This window comes from Mixta sp. BE291 (assembly GCF_031457955.1).
Taxonomy (GTDB): domain Bacteria; phylum Pseudomonadota; class Gammaproteobacteria; order Enterobacterales; family Enterobacteriaceae; genus Mixta.
The window spans coordinates 289,641-315,870 of the sequence record NZ_JAVDXN010000005.1 but is presented as its reverse complement, the minus strand read 5'-3'; the positions used below and the strand labels follow the sequence as shown (position 1 = coordinate 315,870).

The 26,230-nt window shown below is 51.0% G+C and carries 16 protein-coding genes; 6 read left to right on the top strand and 10 right to left on the bottom strand.

The window, feature by feature from the left end; translation table 11 throughout:
- Window positions 1-2: 2 nt before the first annotated feature.
- Genes fdhF through J2X14_RS13970 form a run of 3 tightly spaced genes read left to right on the top strand, consistent with a single transcriptional unit; the run spans window position 3 to window position 5,544 of the window.
- Complete coding sequence (gene fdhF, locus J2X14_RS13980) at window positions 3-2,174, top strand: formate dehydrogenase subunit alpha (protein ID WP_352411792.1); 2,172 nt, start codon at window positions 3-5, stop codon at window positions 2,172-2,174.
- 46 nt (window positions 2,175-2,220) lie between these two features.
- On the top strand, window positions 2,221-4,485 hold the full coding sequence (gene hypF, locus J2X14_RS13975) for a carbamoyltransferase HypF (RefSeq protein ID WP_352411791.1): 2,265 nt from the start codon (window positions 2,221-2,223) through the stop codon (window positions 4,483-4,485).
- A 30-nt stretch (window positions 4,486-4,515) separates the two neighbouring features.
- Window positions 4,516-5,544 (top strand): HoxN/HupN/NixA family nickel/cobalt transporter, encoded by a 1,029-nt coding sequence (locus J2X14_RS13970; protein ID WP_352411790.1) that lies wholly within the window; start codon window positions 4,516-4,518, stop codon window positions 5,542-5,544.
- A gap of 402 nt (window positions 5,545-5,946) precedes the next feature.
- Here the strand turns inward: J2X14_RS13970 and J2X14_RS13965 are convergent, their stop codons facing one another.
- Window positions 5,947-6,240: a hypothetical protein gene (locus tag J2X14_RS13965; RefSeq protein ID WP_502890015.1), complete on the bottom strand. Its 294-nt coding sequence runs from the start codon at window positions 6,238-6,240 to the stop codon at window positions 5,947-5,949.
- A gap of 350 nt (window positions 6,241-6,590) precedes the next feature.
- On the opposite strand from J2X14_RS13965, the gene J2X14_RS13960 reads away from it, so the two are divergent.
- A complete protein-coding gene (locus tag J2X14_RS13960) occupies window positions 6,591-7,208 on the top strand; it encodes a LysE family translocator (RefSeq protein ID WP_352411788.1) in 618 nt (205 codons plus the stop codon).
- Window positions 7,209-7,263: 55 nt separating this feature from the next.
- Here the strand turns inward: J2X14_RS13960 and J2X14_RS13955 are convergent, their stop codons facing one another.
- Window positions 7,264-7,620 carry a putative periplasmic lipoprotein gene (locus J2X14_RS13955; RefSeq protein WP_352411787.1) on the bottom strand — a complete coding sequence of 119 codons (357 nt, stop codon included), beginning with the start codon at window positions 7,618-7,620 and terminating at the stop codon, window positions 7,264-7,266.
- Window positions 7,621-7,984: 364 nt separating this feature from the next.
- Here J2X14_RS13955 and J2X14_RS13950 point away from each other — a divergent pair.
- Window positions 7,985-9,105 (top strand): IS3 family transposase gene (locus tag J2X14_RS13950; RefSeq protein WP_352411786.1). Its coding sequence is split into 2 segments (ribosomal slippage): window positions 7,985-8,222 and window positions 8,222-9,105, totalling 1,122 coding nucleotides; the frame shifts between segments, so codons are not numbered across the junction.
- Between the two features lie 27 nt (window positions 9,106-9,132).
- Window positions 9,133-9,681 (top strand): hypothetical protein, encoded by a 549-nt coding sequence (locus tag J2X14_RS13945; protein ID WP_352411887.1) that lies wholly within the window; start codon window positions 9,133-9,135, stop codon window positions 9,679-9,681.
- 366 nt (window positions 9,682-10,047) lie between these two features.
- Here J2X14_RS13945 and mzaE read toward each other — a convergent pair whose 3' ends face one another.
- The 8 genes from mzaE to J2X14_RS13905 form a co-directional block, all read right to left on the bottom strand.
- Window positions 10,048-11,844: an MZA anti-phage system associated AIPR family protein MzaE gene (gene mzaE, locus J2X14_RS13940; RefSeq protein WP_058960836.1), complete on the bottom strand. Its 1,797-nt coding sequence runs from the start codon at window positions 11,842-11,844 to the stop codon at window positions 10,048-10,050.
- The gene (mzaD, locus tag J2X14_RS13935; protein ID WP_352411785.1) at window positions 11,831-12,859 is read right to left on the bottom strand and encodes an MZA anti-phage system associated PD-(D/E)XK motif protein MzaD; all 1,029 of its coding nucleotides are present in this window, start codon (window positions 12,857-12,859) and stop codon (window positions 11,831-11,833) included. The genes mzaE and mzaD overlap by 14 nt, the downstream gene beginning before the upstream one ends.
- Window positions 12,843-15,701, bottom strand: a complete 2,859-nt coding sequence (gene mzaC / locus J2X14_RS13930) for an MZA anti-phage system associated Z1 domain-containing protein MzaC (RefSeq protein ID WP_352411784.1) — start codon at window positions 15,699-15,701, stop codon at window positions 12,843-12,845. The genes mzaD and mzaC overlap by 17 nt, the downstream gene beginning before the upstream one ends.
- Window positions 15,698-17,200 carry an MZA anti-phage system associated ATPase MzaB gene (gene mzaB / locus J2X14_RS13925; RefSeq protein ID WP_352411783.1) on the bottom strand — a complete coding sequence of 501 codons (1,503 nt, stop codon included), beginning with the start codon at window positions 17,198-17,200 and terminating at the stop codon, window positions 15,698-15,700. The genes mzaC and mzaB overlap by 4 nt, the downstream gene beginning before the upstream one ends.
- Complete coding sequence (gene mzaA, locus J2X14_RS13920) at window positions 17,197-19,248, bottom strand: MZA anti-phage system associated sigma-70 family RNA polymerase sigma factor MzaA (protein WP_352411782.1); 2,052 nt, start codon at window positions 19,246-19,248, stop codon at window positions 17,197-17,199. Before mzaA ends, mzaB begins: the two co-directional genes overlap by 4 nt.
- Before the next feature lie 531 nt (window positions 19,249-19,779).
- A complete protein-coding gene (locus J2X14_RS13915) occupies window positions 19,780-23,061 on the bottom strand; it encodes a type I restriction endonuclease subunit R (RefSeq protein ID WP_352411781.1) in 3,282 nt (1,093 codons plus the stop codon).
- 84 nt (window positions 23,062-23,145) lie between these two features.
- Complete coding sequence (locus J2X14_RS13910; RefSeq protein WP_352411780.1) at window positions 23,146-24,597, bottom strand: restriction endonuclease subunit S; 1,452 nt, start codon at window positions 24,595-24,597, stop codon at window positions 23,146-23,148.
- Window positions 24,587-26,191, bottom strand: a complete 1,605-nt coding sequence (locus tag J2X14_RS13905; RefSeq protein WP_058960842.1) for a type I restriction-modification system subunit M — start codon at window positions 26,189-26,191, stop codon at window positions 24,587-24,589. The genes J2X14_RS13910 and J2X14_RS13905 overlap by 11 nt, the downstream gene beginning before the upstream one ends.
- Window positions 26,192-26,230: the final 39 nt, after the last annotated feature.

The following is a 26,230-nucleotide window of genomic DNA, read 5'->3' as shown; positions in this document are numbered from 1 at the left end:
ACATGAAAAAAGTAACCACTGTCTGCCCGTACTGCGGAGCTGGATGCAAAATGAACCTGGTGGTGGAAAACAATAAAATCATCCGCGCCGAAGCCGCCAATGGCGTCACTAACCAGGGCGAACTGTGCCTGAAAGGCTATTACGGCTGGGATTTTCTTAATGATACCAAACTGCTGACGCCGCGCCTGACGCAGCCGATGATCCGCCGTGAAAAAGGCGGCAAATTCGAAGTGGTGAGTTGGGATGAAGCCATTAGCTACACTGCACAGCGTCTGCAAGCGATCAAAGAGCAGTATGGTCCACGTGCCATCATGCATACCGGCTCTTCACGCGGTACCGGCAACGAAACCAATTACGTGATGCAAAAATTCGCCAGAGCGGTGATCGGCACCAATAACGTCGACTGCTGCGCCCGCGTCTGCCACGGCCCTTCCGTAGCGGGCTTGCAGGCCACGCTCGGTAATGGCGCAATGAGCAACTCCATCGGCGATATTGAAAACTCGAAATGTTTACTGGTGATCGGCTACAACTGCGCCGATTCCCATCCGATCGTGGCGCGTCGGGTGATCAAAGCCAAAGAGAAAGGCGCGCAGCTGATCGTCTGCGATCCGCGCCGCATCGAAACCGCGCGCATTGCCGATCACCATCTGCAAATTAAAAACGGCTGCAATATGGCGCTGGTTAACGCCTTTGCGCATGTGTTGATCGAAGAAAATCTCTACGACCATGACTATGTCGCCAAATATACCGAAGGGTTTGCGGCCTATCGTCAGCAGGTCGCGGCTTATTCGCCGGAAGCGGTGGCGGAACAGACCGGCGTTTCCGCTCAGCAAATCCGCCAGGCGATGCGCATCTACGCCGCCGCGCCTTCCGCCACCATTATGTGGGGCATGGGCGTAACGCAGTTTGGTCAGGCGGTTGACGTGGTGAAAGGGCTGGCCAGCCTGGCCCTGCTGACCGGCAACCTGGGCCGTCCCGGCGTTGGCGTCGGTCCGGTACGCGGGCAAAACAATGTGCAGGGTGCCTGCGACATGGGCGTGCTGCCCAATGAGTTCCCTGGCTATCAGTCGGTTACCGATCCGCAGGTGCGCGCCAAATTTGCCGATGCCTGGGGAATCGATGCCAACAAGATGGATGCCGAAGTAGGTTATCGCATTACTGAAATCCCGCATCTGGCGCTGGAGGGCAAGGTGAAAGCCTATTACATCATGGGCGAAGATCCGCTGCAGACCGAGGCGGATTTAAGTCTGGTGCGTAAAGGCTTCGAGGCGCTGGATTTTGTAGTGGTGCAGGATATCTTTATGACCAAAACCGCCGAACAGGCCGATGTGATTCTGCCCGCCACCTCATGGGGCGAGCATGGCGGCGTTTTCTCCTGTGCCGACCGCGGATTTCAGCGTTTCGAAAAGGCAATTGAACCGCAGGGCAACGTCAGGCGCGACTGGGAAATTATCAGCCTGCTGGCGACCGAGCTGGGTTATCCGATGCACTACAACAGTGACCAGGAAGTGTGGGACGAAATGCGCGCGCTGTGCCCGCTGTTTTACGGTGCCACCTACGAAAAAATGGGCGAGCTGGGGCATGTCCAATGGCCCTGCACCACGCTGGAGAGTGCCGGTACGCCCTATCTTTACCAGGACAATCACTTCACTACCCCATCCGGCAAGGGGCAGCTATTTGCCGCTGCGTGGCGCGCACCGGCTGAAGTGCCGGACGAGAGCTATCCGCTGGTGCTTTGCACTGTGCGCGAAGTGGGTCACTACTCCTGCCGTTCAATGACCGGCAACTGCGCGGCACTGCAAACGCTGGCCGATGAGCCGGGCTTTGTACAGATGCATCCGCAGGACGCACAGGCATTAGGGCTAAGCGATCAACAGCTGGTTTGGGTTGCTTCCCGTCGCGGCAAGGTGATTTCTCGCGTCAATTTCAACGAGCGGATTAACATCGGCGCGGTATATATGACCTACCAATGGTGGATCGGTGCCTGTAACGAACTGACGCAGGAAAATCTTGATCCGGTGTCAAAAACGCCGGAAACCAAATATTGCGCGGTAAAAGTGGAGGCCATCGCCGATCAACGCTGGGCGGAAAGCTATGCACAGCAGGCCTACAGCGACATGAAAGCGCGTCTGCGTAGCGCGGTTGAGGATGCGATCCCGGTCGTTGCGCTTTGAGTTCCCTTTACGCCCTCCGCTGGGGGGCGTTAGCACAGGAAGGGTTATGTCTGGTTTAGAAATTCGCATCAGCGGCAAAGTTCAGGGCGTGGGGTTCCGGCCTTTTGTCTGGCAGCTGGCTGAACGACTGGGGCTGCGCGGCGAGGTATGCAACAGCAGCGCGGGCGTGGAGATCAAGCTGCTTCAGCCGGTGGATCCTGACGCCATTATCAGCCAGCTACGCCGTGACTGCCCACCGCTGGCGCGCATCGACCATATCAGCGTGCACCACTTTCAGTGGCAAAAGCGGCCGCAGCGTTTCACCATCGTCGCCAGCCAGCAGGGTTTGATGACGACGCAGGTCGTGCCCGATGCGGCAACCTGCCCTGCCTGCCTTGAGGAAATGCTGCGGCCTGGCGATCGTCGTTTCGGCTACGCCTTTACTAACTGTACGCACTGCGGCCCGCGCTTCACGCTGATTCGCGCTATGCCGTATGACCGTGCATTAACCAGCATGGCGACGTTTGCCCTCTGCCCGCACTGTGAGCAGGAATATCATAACCCGCGCGATCGTCGCTTTCATGCTCAACCGGTTTGCTGTCCGCAGTGCGGGCCGCGCCTCTACGCCGCCGGGCAAACGGGCATTACGCTGGCGCAGGAGAGTGCGGCCATCGCGCTGGCGGTAGCGGCGCTACGTGCCGGAAAGATTGTGGCGCTGAAAGGGCTTGGCGGTTTCCACCTCGCCTGTGACGCAACGCGGCAAACCGCCGTGCTGCGGCTGCGGGCGCGTAAATCGCGGCCAACGAAGCCGCTTGCCGTGATGCTGCCGGATATCAGCTGGCTGGCACGCTGTAGCACGGACGATCCCGCTCTGCGGGCGCAGTTACTTTCTCCTGCCGCACCGATTGTGCTGGCGCCGCAACGCGCTGACTCGCCGCTGTGCGCCGCCATCGCGCCGCATCTGGACGAGGTCGGGCTGATGCTGCCTTTTACGCCGCTGCATCATCTGCTGATGCGCGCCTGTGGCATTCCGCTGGTGATGACCTCCGGCAACGCGGCGGAGTGCGCGCCGGTGCTCACTAACGAAGCCGCGTTACAACAGCTCGACGGAATTGCCGATCTCTGGCTCCTGCATAACCGCGATATCGTGCAGCGGGCCGATGACTCGCTGGTGCGTCTGACGCCGCAAGGCACTGAGGTGCTGCGGCGCGCACGCGGTTACGTGCCCGATGCGCTGCCGCTGCCGCCGGGTTTCCCTCTGCAGGCGCCGCTGCTGGCGCTGGGCGGCGACCTTAAAAATACCTTTTGTCTGGTGCGCGGCGAGCAAGCGATCGTCAGCGCCCATTTTGGTTCGCTGAGCCACAGCGACATCGCCCGGCAGCAGCAGCAGGCCATCCGCCATTTTCAGCAGCTGTACGACTGCACCCCCGTAACCCTGGTGCGCGACGCGCATCCGGGTTATGTCACGCATCGCCAGAGTTTGCCTCCGGCGGCCCGGACAGTGGATGTGCTGCATCATCATGCGCATATCGCCGCCTGCCTGGCGGAACATCAATGGCCGCTGGCGGGCGGTCAGGTTATCGGGCTGGCGCTTGATGGCCTGGGCTATGGTGAAAACGGCGAGCTGTGGGGCGGTGAATGCCTGCAGGCCGATTACCGCGATTGCCAACGCCTGGGCGGCCTGCCCGCCGTAGCGTTACCTGGCGGCGATCGTGCCGCGCATGAACCCTGGCGCAACCTGCTGGCACAGTGGCTGGCTTTTGTGCCGGACTGGCAGCAGCGCCGGGAGGCGCGATTACTCCGGGGACGCCCCTGGCAGCCGCTGGCGAAAGCCATTGAGGCCGGTATCAACGCACCGCTCGCCTCCTCATGTGGACGACTGTTCGATGCGGTTGCCGCCGCGCTCGACTGTGCGCCCGATCGCCTCAGCTTTGAAGGTGAAGCCGCCTGTCGGCTGGAAGCGCTGGCCCAGCGAGTAGCGGATATCGCACATCCGGTAACCTTGCCGTTAATCCCAGGCTCGATTAGTCGGCTCGATTTAGCCACCTTTTGGCAGCAATGGCTCGGCTGGCAGGCAGCGCCTGCGGCGCGCGCCTGGGCTTTTCACGATGCTTTGGCGCGCGGTTTTGCCGACCTCGCCCGCTATCACGCCGAGCGGTATGGCCTCGATACCGTCGCACTCGGCGGTGGCGTGTTGCATAACCGTCTGCTGCGCCAGCGGCTACTCCATTACCTCTCTCCGCTGCGCGTGCTGATGCCGTTGCAGTATCCGGCTGGCGACGGCGGGCTGGCGCTGGGCCAGGCGCTGATCGCCTGTGCCCGGCGGCAATGACTGAATTTCAACTTTACGACAGGAATCATCATGATTAACCCTCGCTTTTTCCATACCCACCGCCGCGCTTTTTGGCTGCTTATCGCGCTGCTGTTCATGAACTTGCTGGCCTGGGGCTGGGCATTGGTGATATTTCGCCATAGCGCGCCGTTGATAGCCGCCGCACTGTTGGCCTACAGCTATGGCCTGCGTCACGCGGTAGATGCCGACCATATCGCCGCTATCGATAACGTGACGCGTAAACTGATGCAACAGGGGCAAAAACCGGTGGCGGTCGGCGCATTTTTCTCACTGGGGCATTCGACAATTGTGGTGCTGGCCTGCATCGCGATCGCCGCCACCTCGCTGATGTTTGGCAGTAAAATCGAGGCGGTGCATGCCTGGGGCAGCACCATCGGCACGCTGGTTTCCGCGCTGTTCTTACTGGCAATGGCGCTGCTTAACGCGCTGATTCTGCGCGATGTGTATCATCGCTTCCAGCGGGTTAAGCGTGAAAAAGCCTGTACCGAGGCGCATCCGCTACAGGCGCTATCGGGCGGCATGATGAGCCGTCTGTTTCGCGCCACCTTCAGGCTGGTGAACAAAAGCTGGCAGATGTATCTGGTGGGATTTTTGTTTGGTCTGGGGTTTGATACCGCTACCGAGATCGGCCTGCTGGGCATTTCTACTGCGGGCGTCTCTTCAGGCATGTCGGTCTGGAGTATGCTGATTTTTCCGGTGCTGTTTACCAGCGGCATGGCATTGATCGATTCGCTGGATAACTTTGTCATGGTCGGCGCATACGGCTGGGCCTTTGATAAGCCGGTGCGCAAGCTTTATTACAATATGACCATTACCGCCACCAGCGTGGTGATTGCGCTATTTATTGGTGGCCTGGAAGCGTTAGGTCTGTTGGTGGATAAGTTAGGTCTGCGGGGTGGGCTGTGGGATAGCGTTGGCGCGCTGAATGAAAATATGGGCGTGGTTGGCTACGCTTCCGTTGTGATTTTTGTGGTGATTTGGGGTGCCTCTGCGCTGAACTACCGCTATAAAAAATATGATCAACTACTCCAAACATAGGCTCCGATACATTCTCCAGGCGTGCTATTGTTTGTTAGAGCAAGGTATGTCTTTAGGCGAGCCTTAGATATGTAGGCTTCAACCGCGTGATGGTTATGTAGTTGCAAAGTCCTTCTCCACTGGTAAAGTTTAACGCAATGAACGTGTATGTTATTCCCTGTTTTTACATAATACATATGCAGAATGCGGTCAGATACATGAATTTAGTAGTGTGTTTGTCCAAACAACAAAAGCGCCTTTTGGCGCTTTTGTTGTTTCTGCGATCTGTGTCTTGATCTCACCAGATTAGAATCTGCCTTGCGTCAATCTTTTAATAATGCTTTCGACCGGTATATCTCTGATATCTGTCTGCATGGTTGGATAAGCTTATGCCGTTGGCATAAAAAAACCCGCCGGAGCGGGTTACTCTGCGTTATTACTTTGTCGCCATTGCGCGATCATCTCTTTGGTAACTTCCTTTTTATAGCAGATTGGCGCGTAACCGCCCGCTTTGCTCCAGGCGCTTCGTCTGCCGCAGCTGCTGCCATTTCTCGCCGTATTAAAAGGGCATGCGCAGGTGCCCGGATAGGATGCTATAGATTCTTCAATGATTTGTTGTTTGACCTGCTCGTCCGACAAGCGCGTGTTTTTTGCCTGGACGCTAGCTGAAGAGGATAAACCTGCCAGAAAAAGCGACGCAATGAGAAGATTTTTCATAAACATGTTATAGCTTCCTTATGTGGAAGGATAAAAATAACTTAACAATACCCCTGCCAATCGTTCAATAAAAAACCATAAAGTGCGCATTTTGCCATCGCCATGAGCGGAGTATGCGAAGGAAAATCAGACAGGCAGAGCAGTCGGCATGACGCTGAATGAGATGGTATGCGGGCCGCGCAAGCGCACTGCCCGATTGCAGCAGATTATGCCGTTCAGGCTCAACGTTTGCTCTGTGCCAGAAGCGAACGTTGTTGGCATCGTGTTATGTTATTAACTGAAAGCGGTTTATAAGGTGTGCTCCGCGCAGTGAGGAACTGGCTGACACGTCATAATAATGGAGAAGATGAATGACAAGTGATTTGATTGCTCTTTCTGCTATCGGTGCAGCTATCCTGTTTGGCGCAATGAGCCCGGGAGTTAGCTTTCTTCTCGTTGCCCGCACGGCCATGTCCAGTTCGAGACGGGCGGCATTATCAGTGGCGGCAGGTATGGGTTTTGGTGCGCTTGTCTTTGCTGCCATAGCGTTAGCGGGTCTTCACACCCTGCTGACGTTGGTTCCATCACTTTACACCGGCCTGAAGATTGCTGGCGGTTGTTATCTTTTATGGCTGGCATTGAACATGTTTCGTCATCCTTCAAACCGGTTTAATGATTCTGCTGTTTCAGAGGACGTAAGCGCCACAAAAGCTTTCTTAACGGGTGTATTTACACAAATCAGCAATCCTCATACCGCTCTGGTATTTGCCAGTATCTTTTCCGCAGCGCTTAGCAAAAATATTCAGCCTGTTATGTATATCATCCTGCCCACAATGGCATTTGTTATTGATGTGCTCTGGTATGCAGTCGTCGCATGCTTATTATCAACCGAGGGGCCACGTCTGGCTTACATTAAATATCGTAAGTTTATAAATAGGCTAAGCGGAGGAGTAATGGCCTTTCTGGGACTTCGGCTGCTGGTAAAATGAGTCAGACGGTTAGGGGGCAAGGCAAAAGAAAAAGCCACCCAGAGGTGGCTTGATATTAGATGTGGTTTTCACATCCCGGCAGGCTACGATCGATAATCAGGTTACCTTCTGCACGAACACCAATTTTACCGAACAGAAACGAATAGTTGAGCTGAGTAATTACCACGTTGCTCAGTCCTACGGCACATTTGTCCTTTTCGATAGCTCGATCGATAGCGGTCTTCATGTTAGGGAAACCAGTAGGAAAGATAATGACTGGATAAGAGTCTTCAGCTGAAACGCGCGGTCCAGTTACGAACTTGTTTCCATTGATGTTGTAGTTTTTAGTGCTACCTACAGTAAGGTCAGCCACACGCATTGAACAACCAGATAAAACCATAACCCCTAAAGCCACCACCAAAATCTTCTTCATTTTATATTTCCTTTTATTGCAATCGGAATTATCTTATCATTAAATCTTTACAATGCAATACAAGAAATCCGCAGTTAAGCGGGTTAAGTCATTGATGAATCCAAGATGAGCCATTGGCGCAAGTTAAGTTATCTCAGTACCGTTAATCAGGTGACGCGATACTTTTACGCCTTCAGCGTTGTAGCGTAACGCCTAGGATTGCCCTCCAAGCGGGCTTAAAGTGTTAATTAACCTTGAACTCAAGAACCACCTGTAAGCTATAGTTAATGGCGTCCTGGAGATGAGGAGCGGTAGCGATAGATGAATCGCCACAGGTTTAACAGACACCTCGGAGTCATTTAAAATGGCTTAAAGAGAGGTGCCTATGAGTGGTAAGCGTTATCCCGAAGAGTTTAAAATTGAAGCTGTCAAACAGGTTGTTGATCGTGGTTATTCTGTTTCCAGTGTTGCAACACGTCTCGATATCACTACCCACAGTCTTTATGCCTGGATAAAGAAGTACGGACCGGATTCTTCCATTAATAAAGCACAGTCAGATGCTTTGGCCGAGATCCGCCGACTCCAGAAAGAGCTAAAGCGGGTTACGGACGAACGGGACATATTAAAAAAAGCCGCGGCGTACTTCGCAAAGCTGTCCGACTGAGGTACGCCTTTATCCGTGACAACACCTGTTGCTGGCCTGTTCGCCGGCTCTGTCGGGTGCTGGATGTTCATCCCAGTGGGTTTTACGCCTGGCTTCAGCAGCCGCATTCACAACGCTATCAGGCAGACCTGAGACTGACAGGACAAATTAAACAGTTCTGGCTGGAATCGGGGTGCGTCTATGGTTATCGCAAGATCCATATGGATCTGCGGGACAGCGGGCAACAGTGCGGAGTTAACAGAGTCTGGCGACTGATGAAAAGAGCCGGAATAAAGGCTCAGGTCGGATACCGAAGCCCGCGGGCACGTAAAGGCGAGGCCAGTATCGTGTCGCCCAACAGGCTCCAGCGACAGTTCAATCCGGATGCTCCGGATGAGCGTTGGGTAACGGACATAACCTACATCAGGACCCACGAAGGCTGGCTGTATCTTGCCGTGGTTGTTGATCTGTTCTCACGCAAAATTATTGGCTGGTCAATGCAATCCCGGATGACAAAGGACATTGTTCTGAACGCATTGCTGATGGCTGTATGGCGGCGTAATCCCCAAAAACAGGTGCTGGTTCACTCGGATCAGGGCAGTCAGTATACAAGTCATGAGTGGCAGTCATTCCTGAAATCACACGGACTGGAGGGCAGCATGAGCCGCCGCGGTAACTGCCACGATAATGCGGTTGCAGAAAGCTTTTTCCAGTTACTGAAACGCGAGCGGATAAAGAAAAAGATCTACGGAACACGGGAAGAAGCCCGCAGCGATATTTTTGATTACATCGAAATGTTTTATAACAGTAAGCGTCGGCATGGTTCGAGTGATCAGATGCCACCAACGGAATACGAAAATTAATATTACCAACGGCTCGGAAGTGTCTAAATTACCCGTGGCGATTCAGATTTTTCTAAGCTCGCCGTTCGACAAGGAATGTGCCACCAGAACATTTATTTCTCGCATCACCTTATGATAGGTTGCTTAAAGTTCCCCAAAAAGGAACCTATTAATGCTGTTGTTCCACAGTGTCTGCACAAGATCATTTTTGGCCCACTTCTGGAGAAACCGTCACCTTCATTGGATGACCATAATGTTAGTTTAAGTATGCAGGAACATCTGCTGGTTCACCATCCAATGCTTGAAGGTGTCTTACTCTCTGAATGTGTTCGCTTGAAACAACACTCATTAACCAAGAAGCTAATCAGCCTGTTTCAACAATTTAGTGGCACAGAAATACGCCTCAAACTTGTCTGGCTGTGCTGGTACGATTTGATGTTAGGAAATGATCTAACCGACTGGATTGAAAGTTTAAAATTCAAATCAGAGCCAGAAATTATTGTATGGATAAACAACCGGCAAGCTGAAAACGAAGCACTCACCAGCGCAATGGATGAGTATGTCACCTTCGCTTGTCGTACGGTAGTCGCTCTATAAATTCATGCTTACCTTTAGCTGGATCGTTGATGGCAGTAGCGGCAAGGCACTGACCTTCTCTCCGTTGATTAATACCCCTGAGCTTAAAGAGGATCGGGGCAATTCGCCGGGACTTGTGGGAAAATTTTCGCATTCTTCATCGCCTATTGCGTAAGCTGATTAAGATGGGATGTTGCTCCCGTGGGAAGGAAAGTGAGGTAAGGAGGTGACTAGAGGAAAAAATTGAATTGTCCAGAGCAACGTAACTCTGGACATACTATGCGGAGACGTTAACGAATGTCATGTAGTGGCACACTCAGACATAACAACCACTGAGATCAACCACGACATGCGTGTAAGGCTTTGATACTGAAATCAGTATTTAATTTAAACATGCGGGAGGCCATCCGTTTTTGCCTGCGCGGAGAAATAGATTTTGCTGCGCACATAGTCCCAGCATTCAGGCTTTTTCGCCCATTCCGAAATCATCCTGCCGTTCGCGGATTCAGTCAGAAGACTATTCACCCGATGGGCTAGGCTGACAAGACGATTCCCCATCGTTTCCTCAATGCCCTGTTGATGCCAGATCTCTGCCAGATCCGTTTGGTTGCCATAAAGATGTGAATACGCGGCCACGGTATAGGCGGCGATATTCGCTTTAAATGCGGGGAAAAGTGAATTAATCAACTTATAGGCTTTTTTATAAATAATGGCCTGCGCGATGTAATTTTTAAAACTTTCAATGTTCAGTTCATCCCCATAACGCTCAGTATCCTTGTCGATCATCGTCATTAATGCGGCAAAGTTCTTCTGTCCGCCGAGGCTGACTAAATCCGGACGCTGGAGCCAGGCACAGTGATATTTTGCGAAATCGGTTTTCGTTATCCGACGTGATGGAGGAATCGCGTCTTTTAGCCGTTTGATTCCAGCCGGTGTTTTACCTTCTCGTTCCAGCATAACCTTATAACTGCCGTTCGCTCGCTCGTAAAACCAACGACTGTATCCGTCCGGGCAATACACCGTGTTTGCCATTTTTTCCAGCTGTACATGTACCGGTCGATTGGCTGACAAATCGGAAATATTGACTTTATTCTGGCTATTCGAGAAGCGCGAAATATCCGCAATTAACATCTCTTCTTGTGCATTATTCGTCTGTTTCAGCACAATGACTTTTGCGGGTACACGCACGTTACGCAGATTGGTTGCCGGGAATTTCTTTTTGGTGAAAAACATGGAAGCCGTCGTCTGCCCACCGTTGACGATCTGCATTCCCTGCATCCACGCAATACCAGGGCCACCTCCTGGCGCTTCGCCAAGTCTGACCTGATCGGCAACAATCACAATACCGTTATTATAAGCCATAAAACGCTCAGGCTGCTCACGTAAGGTGTCGCGAATCCCCTTGTTGACTTTCCCCGTCTGGCTCAGAAATGAGCGAACGTTCGCTTCCAGAATCCGGTTGCCATATTTTTCATAGATAAATCGCAGCGTCTCGCCCGGAACCACCGTCAGTGCATAATCATATTCACCCATTTCATCCGGGATCCATACACAGGGGAGTGCGCCCCCCGCCACCTCATCAAAATTAACCTGCAGTTCGTCGCGTGGCTTACCTTCCTGCCAATGGTTAAACAGGCGGACAATGTCCATAACCTCTAATTTAATGGTTTTACCGGCCACGTCGCGGGACTGGTACCAGCGGGTTTTCACCTGACCATCGGTCAGTACATAAACTCTGATTTGCTCCAGTTCCGTATAGGACTGTTCGATGGTCGTCACCAGTTGCCAGGCATCATTGGACTGATCCAGCGTGGAAGATAATTTACCGTCAACGCACTTCTGCAAAAATTGAATGCAGTGGCCGGCAATCGCTTTTGTCTCAGCATCCGGGACGTGACAAAGCTCGTCGCTACCGTGATAAATGCTGACAAAAAGGTCAAGTTGATCGCCATCTTCTGAGAAGGCATAACCGCTGAGACGCACATTGTGTCCACTGACTTTAGCCATAAAGTGACACGTCTCGGCATCGTCGAATGTCATGCCGATATCGGCCATATGACGCATAACAGTATTGGTAAAAATCAGCTCCTGAAAAGGCGACTCTACCCCAGGCTGAGTCATCTGGTCCTGATATTCCTTACGAATCTCATTCTGCGTTTGACGTAAAAAATCAATAAGTTCCATGCGGTAATCCTGCAAAGTCTGACAAGCAATGGTTAAAATTTTGAGCCTGAGGAATAAGTGTCTGGAGTTCGAGTTGATAGAACGCACTCACCACCGGCAACGGGACATTGGCATGCGTCAAAGAGGGAAAATCCGCTTCAATGGGGAGCGCGAACGCCTCTGTCAGCAAGAAATGACGTGTATAGAATTCAGCATGTTCAGTGTAATATCCGACATGACAAAGCGATCCCTCAAAAAGACAAGCCGCCTGAGCGTTTCCCTCAAACCTCTGACGAAGACGGTTAATAATGTCATTCAGGGTCGCGCCGGTGGGATGCTCGCTGAAGCGCAAACCGCACAACATGAGCGAGCCAGGCCGCTGCCAGTCCAGTTGTTCAAGAGAGTGGATGGTTACGCAAAAACCCTGCTCTGCTGTGGTGCTTTTTACCTCAATGGCACGTTCATCGAGTTCAAAATCCTGTAGGCCATGCTGTGGTCCTACCCATGCTTCGACTGCCGTTGGCGACGCAAGACCGCTCTCGATCAACCGTTCCAGACACGTCAATTCCCCGATTAATCCCACTTCTTCTTCGTGACTGAGTGGACGGGTATCGCGCTCCATAAACGTCTGCCATAAACGAATCCGACGGAGCAGGGTTTCAAACAGACGCTGTTCAGAAACATTCAGGAGCGAATGGAGAATATCCAGAATCATCGTCGTAAAGACATCCACATTCCCCGTTTGCTGGCGACGGATCATCAAACCGTTCTGCCGCCCTTCCTCTGTTCCGGTCATCTCAACGCGAAATCCTTTACAGGACGGCAGCGCCGTCGCCCCCAACGAAAGAGGATGAGGAAACACGGCAATCAGCATTTCTTCATTATCAGGCTGACGACGCCCGGCATGAAAGCTACAGCCCTGATGCGTATAAAGCCGAATTCCGCGCCAGCCCTGGGCTCCGGGCTGTTCGTCTACCTGAAAGCGATCTAAGGCTTTCCAGGCTGCCAGTAGATCATCTTTACTCAGCCGCACCATAATCTTGCTCCCACAATACGTTGTTAACTTTGTACTCCACCGTTACCCCACTGCGACTTCCCGGAAAACTGATACCAAAAGCCACCACTGGCAAGGCATCATCCTTATATTCCGTTGCCGACAATGCCTGTTGCGGGTCCAGTAAGTAAATGAGCAGTAGCCCTTTTTGACGCTGTGCCGGGATGTCGTTTATGCCAAATCCTTTGATCCGACGCAGTACTACGCCACCAGGAATGACGGGCTTCTCTCGCCCTTCATTACGTCCGGGATCGGCATGAAAAATACGCTGCGTTTCTTCCAGCGCGGCAAGCCAAGTCGATTCATCGCAGTCTATCCCTTCATCGCGTGGAGAAAGTAAACGGCCAATGGAATAGCGATCAGTGACTCCCTCAGACGCTTTACGCATCATAAGCGGGACGGGGAAGCCACATACAGCGTGATGACGATCGCCCCCCCCTCCTATCACCGCCACTGTCCACTGGGTGAGTTCATCAACACGATTCATCCGTGTAATGAAATCCGCCAGCAGTTTGCTGTTGGCTTTTCTGGCCTGTGCGTGGGTCTCATATTCCGTTAAGAAATCAATGATCGGCTCGGGAGAGACATTTTGCCAGATGACTCCATTCCATTTTTCAATCTTCTCTCCGCGTCGTCTCTCAGGGATAGGCACGCCAGAACCGATACGTCCGGTCAGACGCTGGAAGGCCGAGTAGTTATGCTTGTGGTACTCTGGCTCTCTAAACAACGAAATCGTTTCGACCACCGAGCCACTGAAAGACAGCCACAGTGAGCGCGCACTACGCATTTTTAAGGGTGATGTCACCATTAACACGGGGTGTGATTTCACTTTTAGCCCGAAATCACGCGGAGTTCCGCCGCTGGCGATCATATTGTCAAACTCTTCTCTCAGCTCTTCCGATGCATCCGCAATGTGCTCAAACCATTCAATCAGCTCATCGGTGGTATACAGCCGACATACGTCCAGATATCCCTGGCGGTAGCCAAACCAGCGCCCCATCTGCATTAACGTGTCATACATGCGGGAGGCGCGTAAGAAATAACTGGTGCATAATCCCTCAAGCGTTAACCCTCGAGCCAGCTTGTCTCCGCCAATCGCAATAACTTTTAAACCTGTCGCACTGTCTGAATAATCAAGCGCATCCTTCGCCGTTCCATTTATCATTCGTACCGACACGTTTTCTATCACGTTATACAGCTTGTCAACGATCTCCTGCCACACGAAGTAGACGTCTGGAACCTGCTGCGGCATAACGTCGCGAATCGTCTGACAAGTCGGCAAAAAGTCGGCCTGCCAGAGTGATTCAAGCTGATGTAAAAAAAGCTCATGTCCAATCTTTCGCGTCAACCGCTGTCTCAAATCCTGAATGTAGGCATTAATATGCTCATAAACGATCGATTGCACGTTATTGAAGCGGGTCACATGGACAAGCATCGAACTGTGTTTATCTCCCTGACCGCGTAATTCTCGGACGCAGCACGCCAGCAAAAAGCTATCAATGGCGTTTTTTAACGAGTCAGGGAAATGGGTTAGCGTATCAAGCGTGGGATGGTGCGAGCTCTTATGAGAAACTGGCATCCATCCTCTTTTTCCATCATCGCTACAATGATCGCTCACCCGCCTGATCAAAGGAAGTTCACCAGTCCGGCCTTCCGCGGTTGCCCGACCAAATACCCTCGCAGGGCCGATGTAATTTGAAGGTGCGCCGAGGTTAATGATAAAGGCTGAAGGGAACAAATCCGGACCTTCATCACGCGTTTCATTGCTCTCGTGAATAAAGATATTGGCAAAGGGCGTGGCGGTATAGCCGACATATGCCTTACGGCTGAACTGCATCAACAACTTACGAATCAGACTATTGATTGCCGTTGGCTGATGTTCAGCATCCGGTTTTCCATCGCCATCGTAAACGATTTCCCCCGTGTCAACGGAGGCGTTATCAGCTTCATCATCAATCATCAGCAGCGGTAATTCCGAAACAAAACGCTTTCCGGTGACGGGATCAACGCTAGTGGCAACATGGTTTTCAATCCAGGTATGCAGGCGCTTTAAAATAGATTTATTTTTCTTTACCACAAACAGCCAGGGGCGTTGCTCGGGGCTGATCCCCAGATTCTTAGCCACTCCGGCACTGAAGTCGCCCTTTTCAGATCGGTTGGTGACGTAATTGGGACGAATGACGGGATCGCTATCAATATCGCCCACCCCAATGATGGTCACTTTTTCTCTGAGTGGACTCGTCTCATAGCCAAGAAATCCTTCATCAAGACGCATTTGGGTCTGCGAGCGGAGGTTATTATGCAAACCAGCAAGCACAATGATTATCTTATATCCTGCATCCGCGGCTTTACAGATTAGCCCGGTATAGTGGCCGGTTTTCCCGGACTGAACATGGCCGACTACCAGACCACGCCGATCCCAGCGCCCTTCTCGTCCCGGTTGCTCAAGTAATCCCAGAACACGATCCGTTGAACGGTCAAGGGTATCTAGGACTCCCCAGGGCATCGTTTTGCCAAGCCACTGACGGTATCGATGCCAGTAGCGCCATTCGCGTTTTGCGTCAGCTGTCAGCCAGGGTTGATGTCCTTCGTCATTACTCAGAGAAGTATCTTCGCCCATCCAGATGCTATAACGGCGGATCAACTCTTCGACCAGAATCTCCCGGTTATCAAGGTGGTTCCACTCCGGTTTCATCTGACAAACCATGTCAATATGTTGACGCAGAATACCAGGGGTAATCGTGCTTTTATCCTGGCCTTGCAGGAACGTTTGCACAATCTGCAATACACTCAGTTGCGTGTCATCCAAGGGGCTCAGACTCATAGCGATTTCTCTTGTTGATCGTCGAGGAGTTGTGCAATTAATTCGGGATAATTATCGAAGGGTTCCATATTTTGCAGATGCTGTTTCGCCAGTGCCGGTGACATCGCCTGCTGTCCAACCATGGTCTGGTACATGACCTGCAATACGGATAACACCTCTGCGGGCGGTGCGGTTTGAAAGCCTGTCCGCGGCGTCTCTTTTGTCTCAGCCGTATCAAGCCAGATTTGCTGAACCGGAACGGTTTCCTCAATCAGTCTTAGCATGGCCTGAATTTGCGGAGATAATTCACCGGCCTGCGAAAGAACATTGCTGATAACAGGATGTTGTAATGAAATCTGGTAACGAACACCTGATGACGTCTTTTGCGCCTGCCAGAGATGAATGAGTTCTTCACCTGGCTTGCGCTTATTCATTTTCCCGCGTTTTGCAAATGTCCGTACCGCACGATCGCGTGTTGATTGCGCCAGTTGGGTTAACCAAGGACGCAGCGAAACCGGCGGGCGCGCCATCGATTTACGAATATCAATCTTCCAGTCTATGTCGGCATCATTAGGGATATCCAGACGGATCCGCGCAAGGCGGTGGGTTTCATCTTTCGTCCAGGCCCGCGGACTACCGAGTCCAAGCCAGTTGCCCGCCACCAGCAATCGCTCATTCCGGTATACATAGAATCCTTGCTGAGCAGTCCAGCCTGCCGGTCCTTGAGCCTGTTGATACTCCTGCGTCGTCAGGTGATCCTGATGCGGCAGAACATGGCACTCCACCTTCACGGCAGGGGCGCCTGGCGCCATTGCCGCAGGCGAATGCCAGGGCTTGGAAGGATGCCCGCTGAGAAAGGGATCCCAGGCTTTAATGTTGCGACCATTGAGGGTGAGAGTGAGTCGGGGTGAGCTCCCCTCAAGGAATCGGTGAAATACCATCCCCAGATGTTGTTCAACGCCATCCATCAGATTGAGGAAATCTTTCTCACCGTAGCTGGGGGTGACGATTCGGTCTAAAACATCCCACAGCACCACCGTACCGTGGGAGTCAGGTTCTGCATTTGCTAACGCCTCCTCACTCCCTGGGTCAGCACCTTCAAGCAAATACCAACCGTCGTCCGTACTTGCGGCGAGAATGTCCAGATCCCACCGTAGGATGGTCGTTACCCCCTCTTTTTTGGAAGAGACCGTCAGGCGGCGGCATTGCGAAAAGGAGGCGGTTTTGAGTCCAAGACCGAAGCGGCCCAGATCGTGTCCTGGACGCTTTGTCAGCGGGTTTTTGACACCCAGTCGCATTGCAACATCCAGTTCAGCGGCCGACATGCCGCAGCCATTATCCCGAACCACGATATAGCTATCCGCCTCACGCCAGCAAAAGGTCAGCTCGACCTTACGGGCACCGGCACTAATACTGTTGTCGATGATGTCAGCCAGTGCGGTGGCGGTGTTGTAACCGAGCCCTCGCAGAGCTTCGATCATAATTGCTGCATTCGGTGGCGCATGGCGCATGGTCGTCATTCTTCTTCTTCCTGCATCTCACTCAACGCGGTTTCCCACTGCTCAACGAAGCCGCCTAATTCTGACGCCCGGCTATGATGACGGAGCTTACGGAGCGCTTTGGCTTCTATCTGACGTATCCTTTCTCGCGTGACATCAAACTGTTTACCTACCTCTTCCAACGTGAAATCTTGCGTCATGCCGATGCCAAAACGCATTTTTATAATCTGTGTTTCGCGTGGCAGCAGGGTATCCAGAACCGATGAAATGCGCTCTCTTAGCTCCAGAGATTGAACAGGGGCACTGGTAAAATCCCTTTTAGTCAGCAGCGCATCCCCCGGCAACGCCACTTTGCGGTCATGGGCGTCATCATGAAAATCGCCAATCAGCGCCGTCTGTTCTTCATATTTAGCCATCCGAAGAAGCTGACGCTCTGGCAGGTCGGTCATTTCCTGCAACAGTCTGAGTGTGGGCGTTATCCCCTGGCGATGCAGAAACTGATCCCGACTGCTCTGCCAACGTCTAAATTGCTCATAGAAGTGAACGGGTAAACGGATGAGTTGTGCCTGATCGGCAATCGCACGGGTAATCTTCTGACGGATCCACCAAGAGGCATAGGTTGAGAATTTAAATCCGCGCCGATAGTCGAATTTTTCAACGGCCTTGATCAAGCCCAGATTGCCTTCCTGGATCAGGTCCTCGACATCTAATCCTCGCCCGCTGTATTTTTTCGCAATCGCGACTACCAACCGCAAATTGGCGTGGATTAACCCCTCCCATGCCTCTCTGTAGCTACTGACATACAGACTCATTTTATGGCATTCATCAGGAATGAGCGTTCGAGCGCGCTCGACTATCAGTTGCAGGTCAGCGTAATCCGGACGGGGAATATGATTATCCTGGTACTCTTCTGCTTTTCCACTTCTCAGCAGAAAGAGCAGATCGTTAAAGCTGATGGCGTCTTCGTCATCGGATGCGGAATACATCTCCTCATCCGCTTCTTCAGCGTCGTCTTCCTCTTCAGAAATCTCAGGCGCTGGCACCGGAAATCGATTCGGATGCAGCAACTGAAGATATTCTGCTTCGGGTAATTCCGCCAGGATAGTCAACAAATTGATAAGCGCCGTATCCATGCGCTGCCCGAGTCGTTCTTCCTTTGTTTTATCCACGACATCCCATTGGCGAATATCCACAAGATAACGTTCAAAGATGCCGGACTGCCACAATGCACCGAAAGCGTCAAACCAGGGCTCGAGATCTTCACTCGCCGTTAATGCCTCATAGGCCTCACTTTCCGGGAAAGCATCATCGCCATCCACAATCAGAGGTAAGTCTTTGATCAATGCCTCTACGCTGACCCCTAGTTCAGGCCACGACATACCGAAATCCTCTTCCCCGGCAAACCGGATGCCACGCACAGAGACACGACCGGCATTGAGTGCGTCAGCGAGCAACGTTGAGAGATGAGGATAATTTTGTGAAGAGTGGGAAACTGGCGTCGGCGGGTCAGGAAGCGTGAGTTCGATATCGCTCCACTCAGCAGCGTCATCTTTCGGGCGATAGCGGGATAATAATTGCTGAACCTCAGCGGAAGCGTGTCGTAATGCCAGATTATCTTCGGCGGGTTCCGATTCGACTTCAGCGTCCCACAGCATGAAATCCATTGCGGCTTCGGTTTCGGGAGGTTCTGTTTCAACATCGGCTTCGACTTCAACCTCAACTATGGCATCATCGACTGGCCCTCTTGCTGGTTGCTGCTCGGCAGGCGGATGAGATTGCCGATAACGGGCCAACAGATCACGCAGCATTTGCTCCTGTGCGAGGTCACTGGCACAGAGCCCGAGGTTGTTTTGATGTTCAACATCGACACCCGCGCGCAACAACATTTCGCAAATAGCGAAATGCCCATTCTGGGCCGCAATCATCAATGGGCTATTTCCCAGAGAATCTTGTGAATCTTTCGGTAATCCCCTGCTGAGATGAAGCTCCACCACGGAGAAGACTCCGCTTTTTAGCGCCCGAATAAGTAAAGGGGGAATGCGATAAAACTCAGAAATAGTACGATGCATGTTGACCGTCTTTCCTTGTAAACCTCACACACAGAAATGCAATCTATCTTAAATGGGAAAAGTCGAATTTGGTACTTTACATAAATAAACTATCATTTTAAGTGTCAGCATTCATCTCCTTGATGTGGAATGATTATCAAGGCGCAATATGTTGGATTTTTCACTAACACAAAGGGGGTTCTTGCCACAGTTCTGAATGCGTTCCCACTGAAAGTCCCTGAAGTGGAGTTGACATTTGTCCAGATTCCCTACAAAAGACAACTCTATATAACCTACGATCTTTCCACAAAATGACGCATGTCTTCCGGCGTTAAGATTACAACAATCAGTTCTTTTCGAGGAATGGTACGTTCCCAAAATCTGGTAGACCACAGCCACTGCAACTGAAGGAAAATTTAAATACTTTAATGTCATTTTACTGGCAAACCCGCGTCACCGAAATGACTTCGAGCGGTAGCATAAAGCTCAGTACGTGGGTTCAAATAGCTGAGTATTTCAGGGGGACAGGGCTCGCTCCCTCCATTTGATAAATCAGCTATGCAAGTACTTTTTAAAGTTTTCCGCCTGCTCCAGCACGCTCTTGTAGACCTCATCGTTGGCTACCGGAGGGAAGCCATAGCGGTGTAGCAGCAGGATAAGATCTACTTTAAGTTTAGCCTTGATGTCGTCGCGATTGCTCCAGTCGGGGTACTGGGCACTGTCATCGACAATCACCTTCATCTCTTTGGCCAACTCCAACATTTTATCCTCGTCATAGGTGAAATCGTACTTCTCGCACATATGCGCCAGGATATCGAGAAATGCCTTTTCTTCCATATCGATGCCAATATCGGCAAATGACATCATCTCGGTCTTAATGTCGTAGATCATGTCAGCCATCTGTTGGGTGAACGTGTCGAACTCTTCACCGTTGAGCACGTCGTTCTCTTTGCGCTGATTGTACTGATCAACCAATGCCTGGAAACGTTTGGAGAAGTTGATCCCCTGAAGTTGGTTCACCTTTTGAAAATCGCTGATGGCTTTTGCCAACATTTTTTGCAGTAGTTGCATCCGGGTGTTGGGCAACTTGATCTTGCCGATACGAGCCATGTACTCGTCGTCAAAGATATCGATGGTCTCAGCTTTATCTTCGCCTAAGGTGAAGATCTCCTCTACTCCTTCAGCCTTGAGTGCCTCGGCAATCATCTCACGCACTTTCTGGTTCATCTGCGCGGTGTCCGGCGCATCGCCCTTTGTAAGCTTGTAGACGATAGAACGCACGGCCAGATAGAAATGAATTCGCTCACGCTCATCCTGAGTGATCTCTTCACTACCCACGCAAACGTCATAGGCGGCTTTCAGGCGTTTCACCAATCCCATAAAGCGCAGCTCAATCTTCTTGGTCTGCAGCACGAACTCGGCAGCTCGGTTGAGACATTCCAACTGTAAGGCCGGTGCGCCGGAGAAGTAATCGCGGTTGTCGAAAGTATGGAACACCTGAGCAAGCAGATGCAGGTGATTACGCACCTCGATAAGTGACTGCTGTATATCTTCAAAGTTGGATTTATCAGCTTTCGAATACATAGCTAACGCCATATTCATTCGACTTTTTATGCCAATGTAATCGACCACAAGCCCCTTCTCTTTGCCCTCAAAGCGGCGGTTTACCCGCGAGATAGTTTGGATCAGATTATGCTTTTGCAGTGGCTTATCGATGTAAATGGTATCAAGTTCGGGCACGTCAAAACCGGTTAGCCACATGTCCACCACAATCGCAATTTTGAAGTTGGACTTAGGGTTCTTGAACTGTTTGTCGAGCTCACGGCGGTACTCCTTAGTACCGAGCAAGTTGTACATAGCCTCATCATCATCCTGGCCACGAGTCATAACCATGTTGACGAGAGGAAGACTCATCAACTCTTTTTTCTCTTGCTCAGTAAGGGTGACACCATCAATAGCCTGTTTTGCCTCGAACCACTTGGGGCGCTGACGTTTCAGTCTCTTATAGAAATCGTAGGCAATCTCGCGGCTGGCGCAGACAAACATCGCCTTGCCTTTGATAGTCGAGCCTTCTGTCACCCGTTTTTCGTAATGCTGGGCGAAATCCTTGGCCAATGCCTCGATGCGATCCGGATCGCCCAAGATGGAATTCATATTGGCCGTGGTTTTCTTGCTCTCTTCAATCTGGTGTTCACTGGCACCTAGTTTTTCGCATTCTTGATAATACTGCTCGATCTCTTCCAGCTTACTGTTATCAAGCACCACTTTGGCAGCTCGCCCTTCGTAGACAATCCGCACCGTGATTTCATCGTTAACCGACTCGGTCATAGTGTAACTATCGATGGTGGGGCCAAATACATCCAGGGTGGCGTCGATAGGGGTGCCGGTAAAGCCAACATAGGTAGCGTTAGGCAGGGAGTCTTGTAGATACTTAGCAAAGCCGTAGGTCTTTTTCACCGTTCCGCTTTCAGCATCGATACTGACCTTCAGGTCGAGGTTGATCTGGCTTCGGTGGGCTTCGTCAGAAATACAGATGATATTGCTGCGATGGGAGAGCAGTTGGATATCTTCAGTAAACTTATGGATGGTTGTGAGGAAAACTCCGCCGCTAGCGCATCCGGCCAGCTTGTCTCGCAAATCCTGACGGCTGGTGACCGGTTCAATCACCGCATCGCCGATAAAAGCGGTGGCATTGCAGAATTGCTTCGCGAGCTGTTCATCAAGATCGGTGCGGTCGGTAATGAGAACAATGGTCGGACTGGCAAAATCGACGCTTTTCATCAACAGCCGTGCAAGAAACTGCATGGTGTAGCTCTTGCCGCAGCCAGTAGCACCAAAATAGGTTCCCCCTTTACCGGTGCCACCAATATTCTCTCCGCTGGCCGTTATCTGCTTGCGCTCTTTTTTAATGTTGTAGTAAAGCTTACGGGCGGCGTAATACTGCGGATAGCGACAGCAAATCTTCACTTCCTGTTTACTGGTGTCCGGGAAGAAGACAAAGTTCTTCAACACGTCCAGCAGACGGATCGGATGAAATAACCCTTGGATCAGAGTGTAGAGGCCGTTGATACCATCTTGCTCTGTGGACTCGTTACCGTTCACCTTGCGCCAGGCGTAGTAAAACTCGTATGGAGCAAACAGATTACCTAGCTTATTGTTCACCCCGTCACTGAGAATACACAGCGCGTTATAGACGAAAAGCTTAGGAATATCGCGCTTGTAGCGCACACAAAGTTGGCGCCAAGCGTCATAAGTGGTAGCCTCTTCTTCACGTACCGCCGATTTAAACTCGAAGACTACCAGCGGCAGGCCGTTCACATACAAGATGCCATCGGGGATACGCAGTTGCAGTCCGCCGTCACGAGTCTGGCCTTCTATATCCAGTTGATTAACCAACCGGTAGATATTATTACCCACCTCGGCCATCTCTTCGCCATGTCCTGTAAACAAGCTGACTAACTGCTCTGACAAGGTGCTGGTATCCATCAGCTCGATATAGAGGTCTTTCTTATTACGATCTTCACGCTTAAGTAAAAAGCCGTTGCTGAGCCAGTGGCAAAAGGTTTTATTGCTCTGATAGAGATCGCTGGCAGGAAGCGTCTGCAGCTGATGGAGGATGTGAGAAATCTCCCCTTCCGTGATCCCCTCAGCCTGATACTGGTTGGCCAGATACTGGCGCAGGTCATCCGTAATCAGCACCTCACTTCTCTCTTTGCGTGGCACATTACTACCGACAAAATGAGGGTAACAGGGTTGGCCTTCCGCATTTGAGTGCTGTCCCAGTAGGGAGATAATGGCCTGTTCCAGCTTCGCTTCCGTGAAAATATGGCTCATAGCAATGGCTTCTTATTCTAGTTCGGGTCGTTAAAGGAAATAGCTATAGAGGAGAAAGTGCTAGCACGTCCCCCCTTTAATGAGTTATACCACGCTCTCTGAAGTAAGTTTGGCCTCGAGTTCCTCAAGACACAGCTCTCCGGAAATCAGTTTGGGTAGTAGGCAGTCACGGAGCTTAACTAATGTATTGCATTGCAATCGAACATTTTTTGCCTGCTCTAGGTAAGCCCCAGCAATACTGTCAAAATAAGCCAACGTTTGATTTTTTGGCACAACGCAGAATGAATCACTGAGGTCACCCTTTTTGATATGTCCCATCGTAACTGCTTTTGCTGCTGCAATATGTTGAAACCTAACCAAATGATGATTTGTCCAGTGAAAATAAAATGATAACGGATATTTACTTGAAGTGACCTTGTATAAATGCTGATTTAAAGCCGCATTACCACCAGTCCAAATATCTGTCATCAATGTTCCTGACCAAGAAAAAATCATGTCGCCATTGTATACTCGGCATGACTCCTTTAAGTCGATTCTGGCTCTTTCGTTATTGTCGCAATACCCTTGGCGAAGCTGCGCAATTTTAAGAACAGGAAGATATTCATCTTCGTCACTATCTGGTCTAAATTTTTGTAAAGCCAGTCCATTCTGGAAATTGGCAATATTATCTAATGGGGCAATAAACCACCCCTTCGGTATCCAACCATTAATTCCTACTGAAGGCTCGACACCCTCCTCAAAAGCTGCGGGGAATAGCTGGCGGATATCCTCCGATAAAGGTTTGAAGTCTGCATTTTCGCGCGCAGCTTTACGGGCCTCAGCACGGCGCAGCAACTCATCAGAGAACTCTAAATCCTGCTCGAAAAAGCCTGCATCCAACGCGTTATCGACTACGGGGTCAAAATCCACGAACCATGATTTAAAGAGCGCTTGTGCCATTTGCTCTAGAGTTTGGTTGATTTGAGTATTAATACTTTGCTTTGCCAATAAACCAAGCGTGACTCTGGATATATGTTCCTGAATAAGCATCGGTGGCAAGGAGATCTCGAAGCTTTCTATATGTCCTTTTGTAATCGCTCTTCTACTGCCTCCTGCATTGAAACTTTCAATGTATGCTTTGGTTTCAGGTAAGCATAAGTAGGCCATTAGATATCCAGGCAAGCATTTACTCTTATCTAATCTAATTATTGCAACATGTTGATTAACAGCTGCGGGCAAAATTTCTTCAGGAACTAAGCAGCAACGTGAGAATGTTACACCATCACCTGTGATATTTATTAGCACGTCATCTTTCTGAAGATGTACCCCTTTTAGTTTATTAGCGTCCTCATCTGATATAAACCTCAAGCCACTTACGTCAAATTTGAAATCGTAGACATTCTGACTTCTGATAAATGCAAATTTTTTACGTTCTGGAATATAAGCAGACTCTCCCCCGCGAGGAGTTGAACCAGAACCAATCTTAAGAGATATCTCTTTTAAGCAAACGGTATCCCAGCTATATTCGCCTAAAAATCTAGAATTATTACTCTCCATACCCAAGCTCCTCCATATTTTGGCGTATAGCTCGATCCAGCACGGCTGCTTCATCCAATTGTCGATAAAGAGTTTGGGTCAGCTCCTGCATCTTGGTTTCAAAGGCGATGCCATCATCTTCAACATCTGCAGCGCCCACATAGCGGCCAGGAGTCAGCACAAAGTCGTTGGCCTTCATATCATCAAGAGTCGCGACTTTGCAGAAACCAGCCTGATCCTGATATTGCTCGACACCGATCTCTTTAGCCTCAATGCGGCGCTTGAGTTCGCTTTCGCTAATGCGCCAGGCGTGGAAAGTGTCGGCTATGGTGGCAATATCCTCTTTAGTCAGCTCTTTTTGGGTACGGCTCACCATAGTGCCAAGATTACGGGCATCGATAAACAGAGTCTCACCACGACGATCGCGGTAGCCATATTGAGGATTGGCTTGTTTGCTTTTGCTGATAAACCACAGGCAAACGGGGATCTGGGTGGTAAAAAACAGCTGCCCCGGCAGGGCAATCATGCATTCGATACGGTCATCTTCTATCAGCTTTTGACGGATCTCGCCTTCACCGCTGCTATTAGAGCTCATCGAGCCATTGGCCAGCACAAAGCCCGCGGTGCCGTCTTCGCTCAGCTTGGAGAGCATGTGCAGGATCCAGGCATAGTTAGCGTTGCCGGTAGGAGGAGTGCGAAAACCTGCAAAGCGCGGATCGTTGGTGAGCTCCGCCTCGTTGCGCCAGTCCTTCAGGTTAAAAGGTGGATTAGCCATGATGAAATCGGCCTTGAGATCTGGGTGCTGATCGGCAAAAAAGGTATCAGCCGGGCGCTCTCCCAGATTGCCGGAAAGTCCGCGCACAGCCAGGTTCATTTTGGCCAGCTTATAAGTGGTGCTGGTCAACTCCTGGCCGTAAATAGCGATGTCCTTACTCTTACCTTGATGGCTTTCAACAAATTTTAGCGACTGCACAAACATGCCGCCTGAGCCACAGCAAGGATCATAGATCTTGCCTTGATAGGGTTCGAGCATTTCAGCAAGCAGGGTCACTACTGCTTTCGGGGTATAGAACTCTCCACCACCTTTACCTTCGCTGGCGGCAAACTTGCCAAGGAAATATTCGTAAACGCGGCCTACCAGATCTTCTTCAGTCAGATCGCATTCGTTGGCGAGGGTGTCAATGTTCTCAATGGTATCAATTAGAGAAGCGAGCCTTTTCACCTCTAATCCCTGACGGGAGAAGTAGTTATCAGGCAAGGCACCCGTCAGCGACGTATTGCACTTCTCTATGGTGGAAAGAGCCGTGTCAACGATCACCGCGATGTCATCTTGCTTCGCACGGGTTTTGACATAAGACCAGCGGGCTTCTGGTGGCAGGAAGAAGACGTTATCCTGCTGATAGAAAACGTCCATATCGACAAAAGCTTCCTGGCCGTTGTCAATCAGCTGGTTACGCTTGGCTTCAAACTTGTCGCTGATAAATTTCAGGAATACCAGGCTCAAAACTACGTGCTTGTACTCGGAGGATTCCACGCTGCCACGCAGCTGGTTGGCGGTATCCCAAAGTGTTTCTTCGAAGCCTTTTCCAGCTTTCTTGGTTGGTGATTTAGCCATGTAAATGCGTTCTCTTTTTCTAATAAAACAATCGGATTC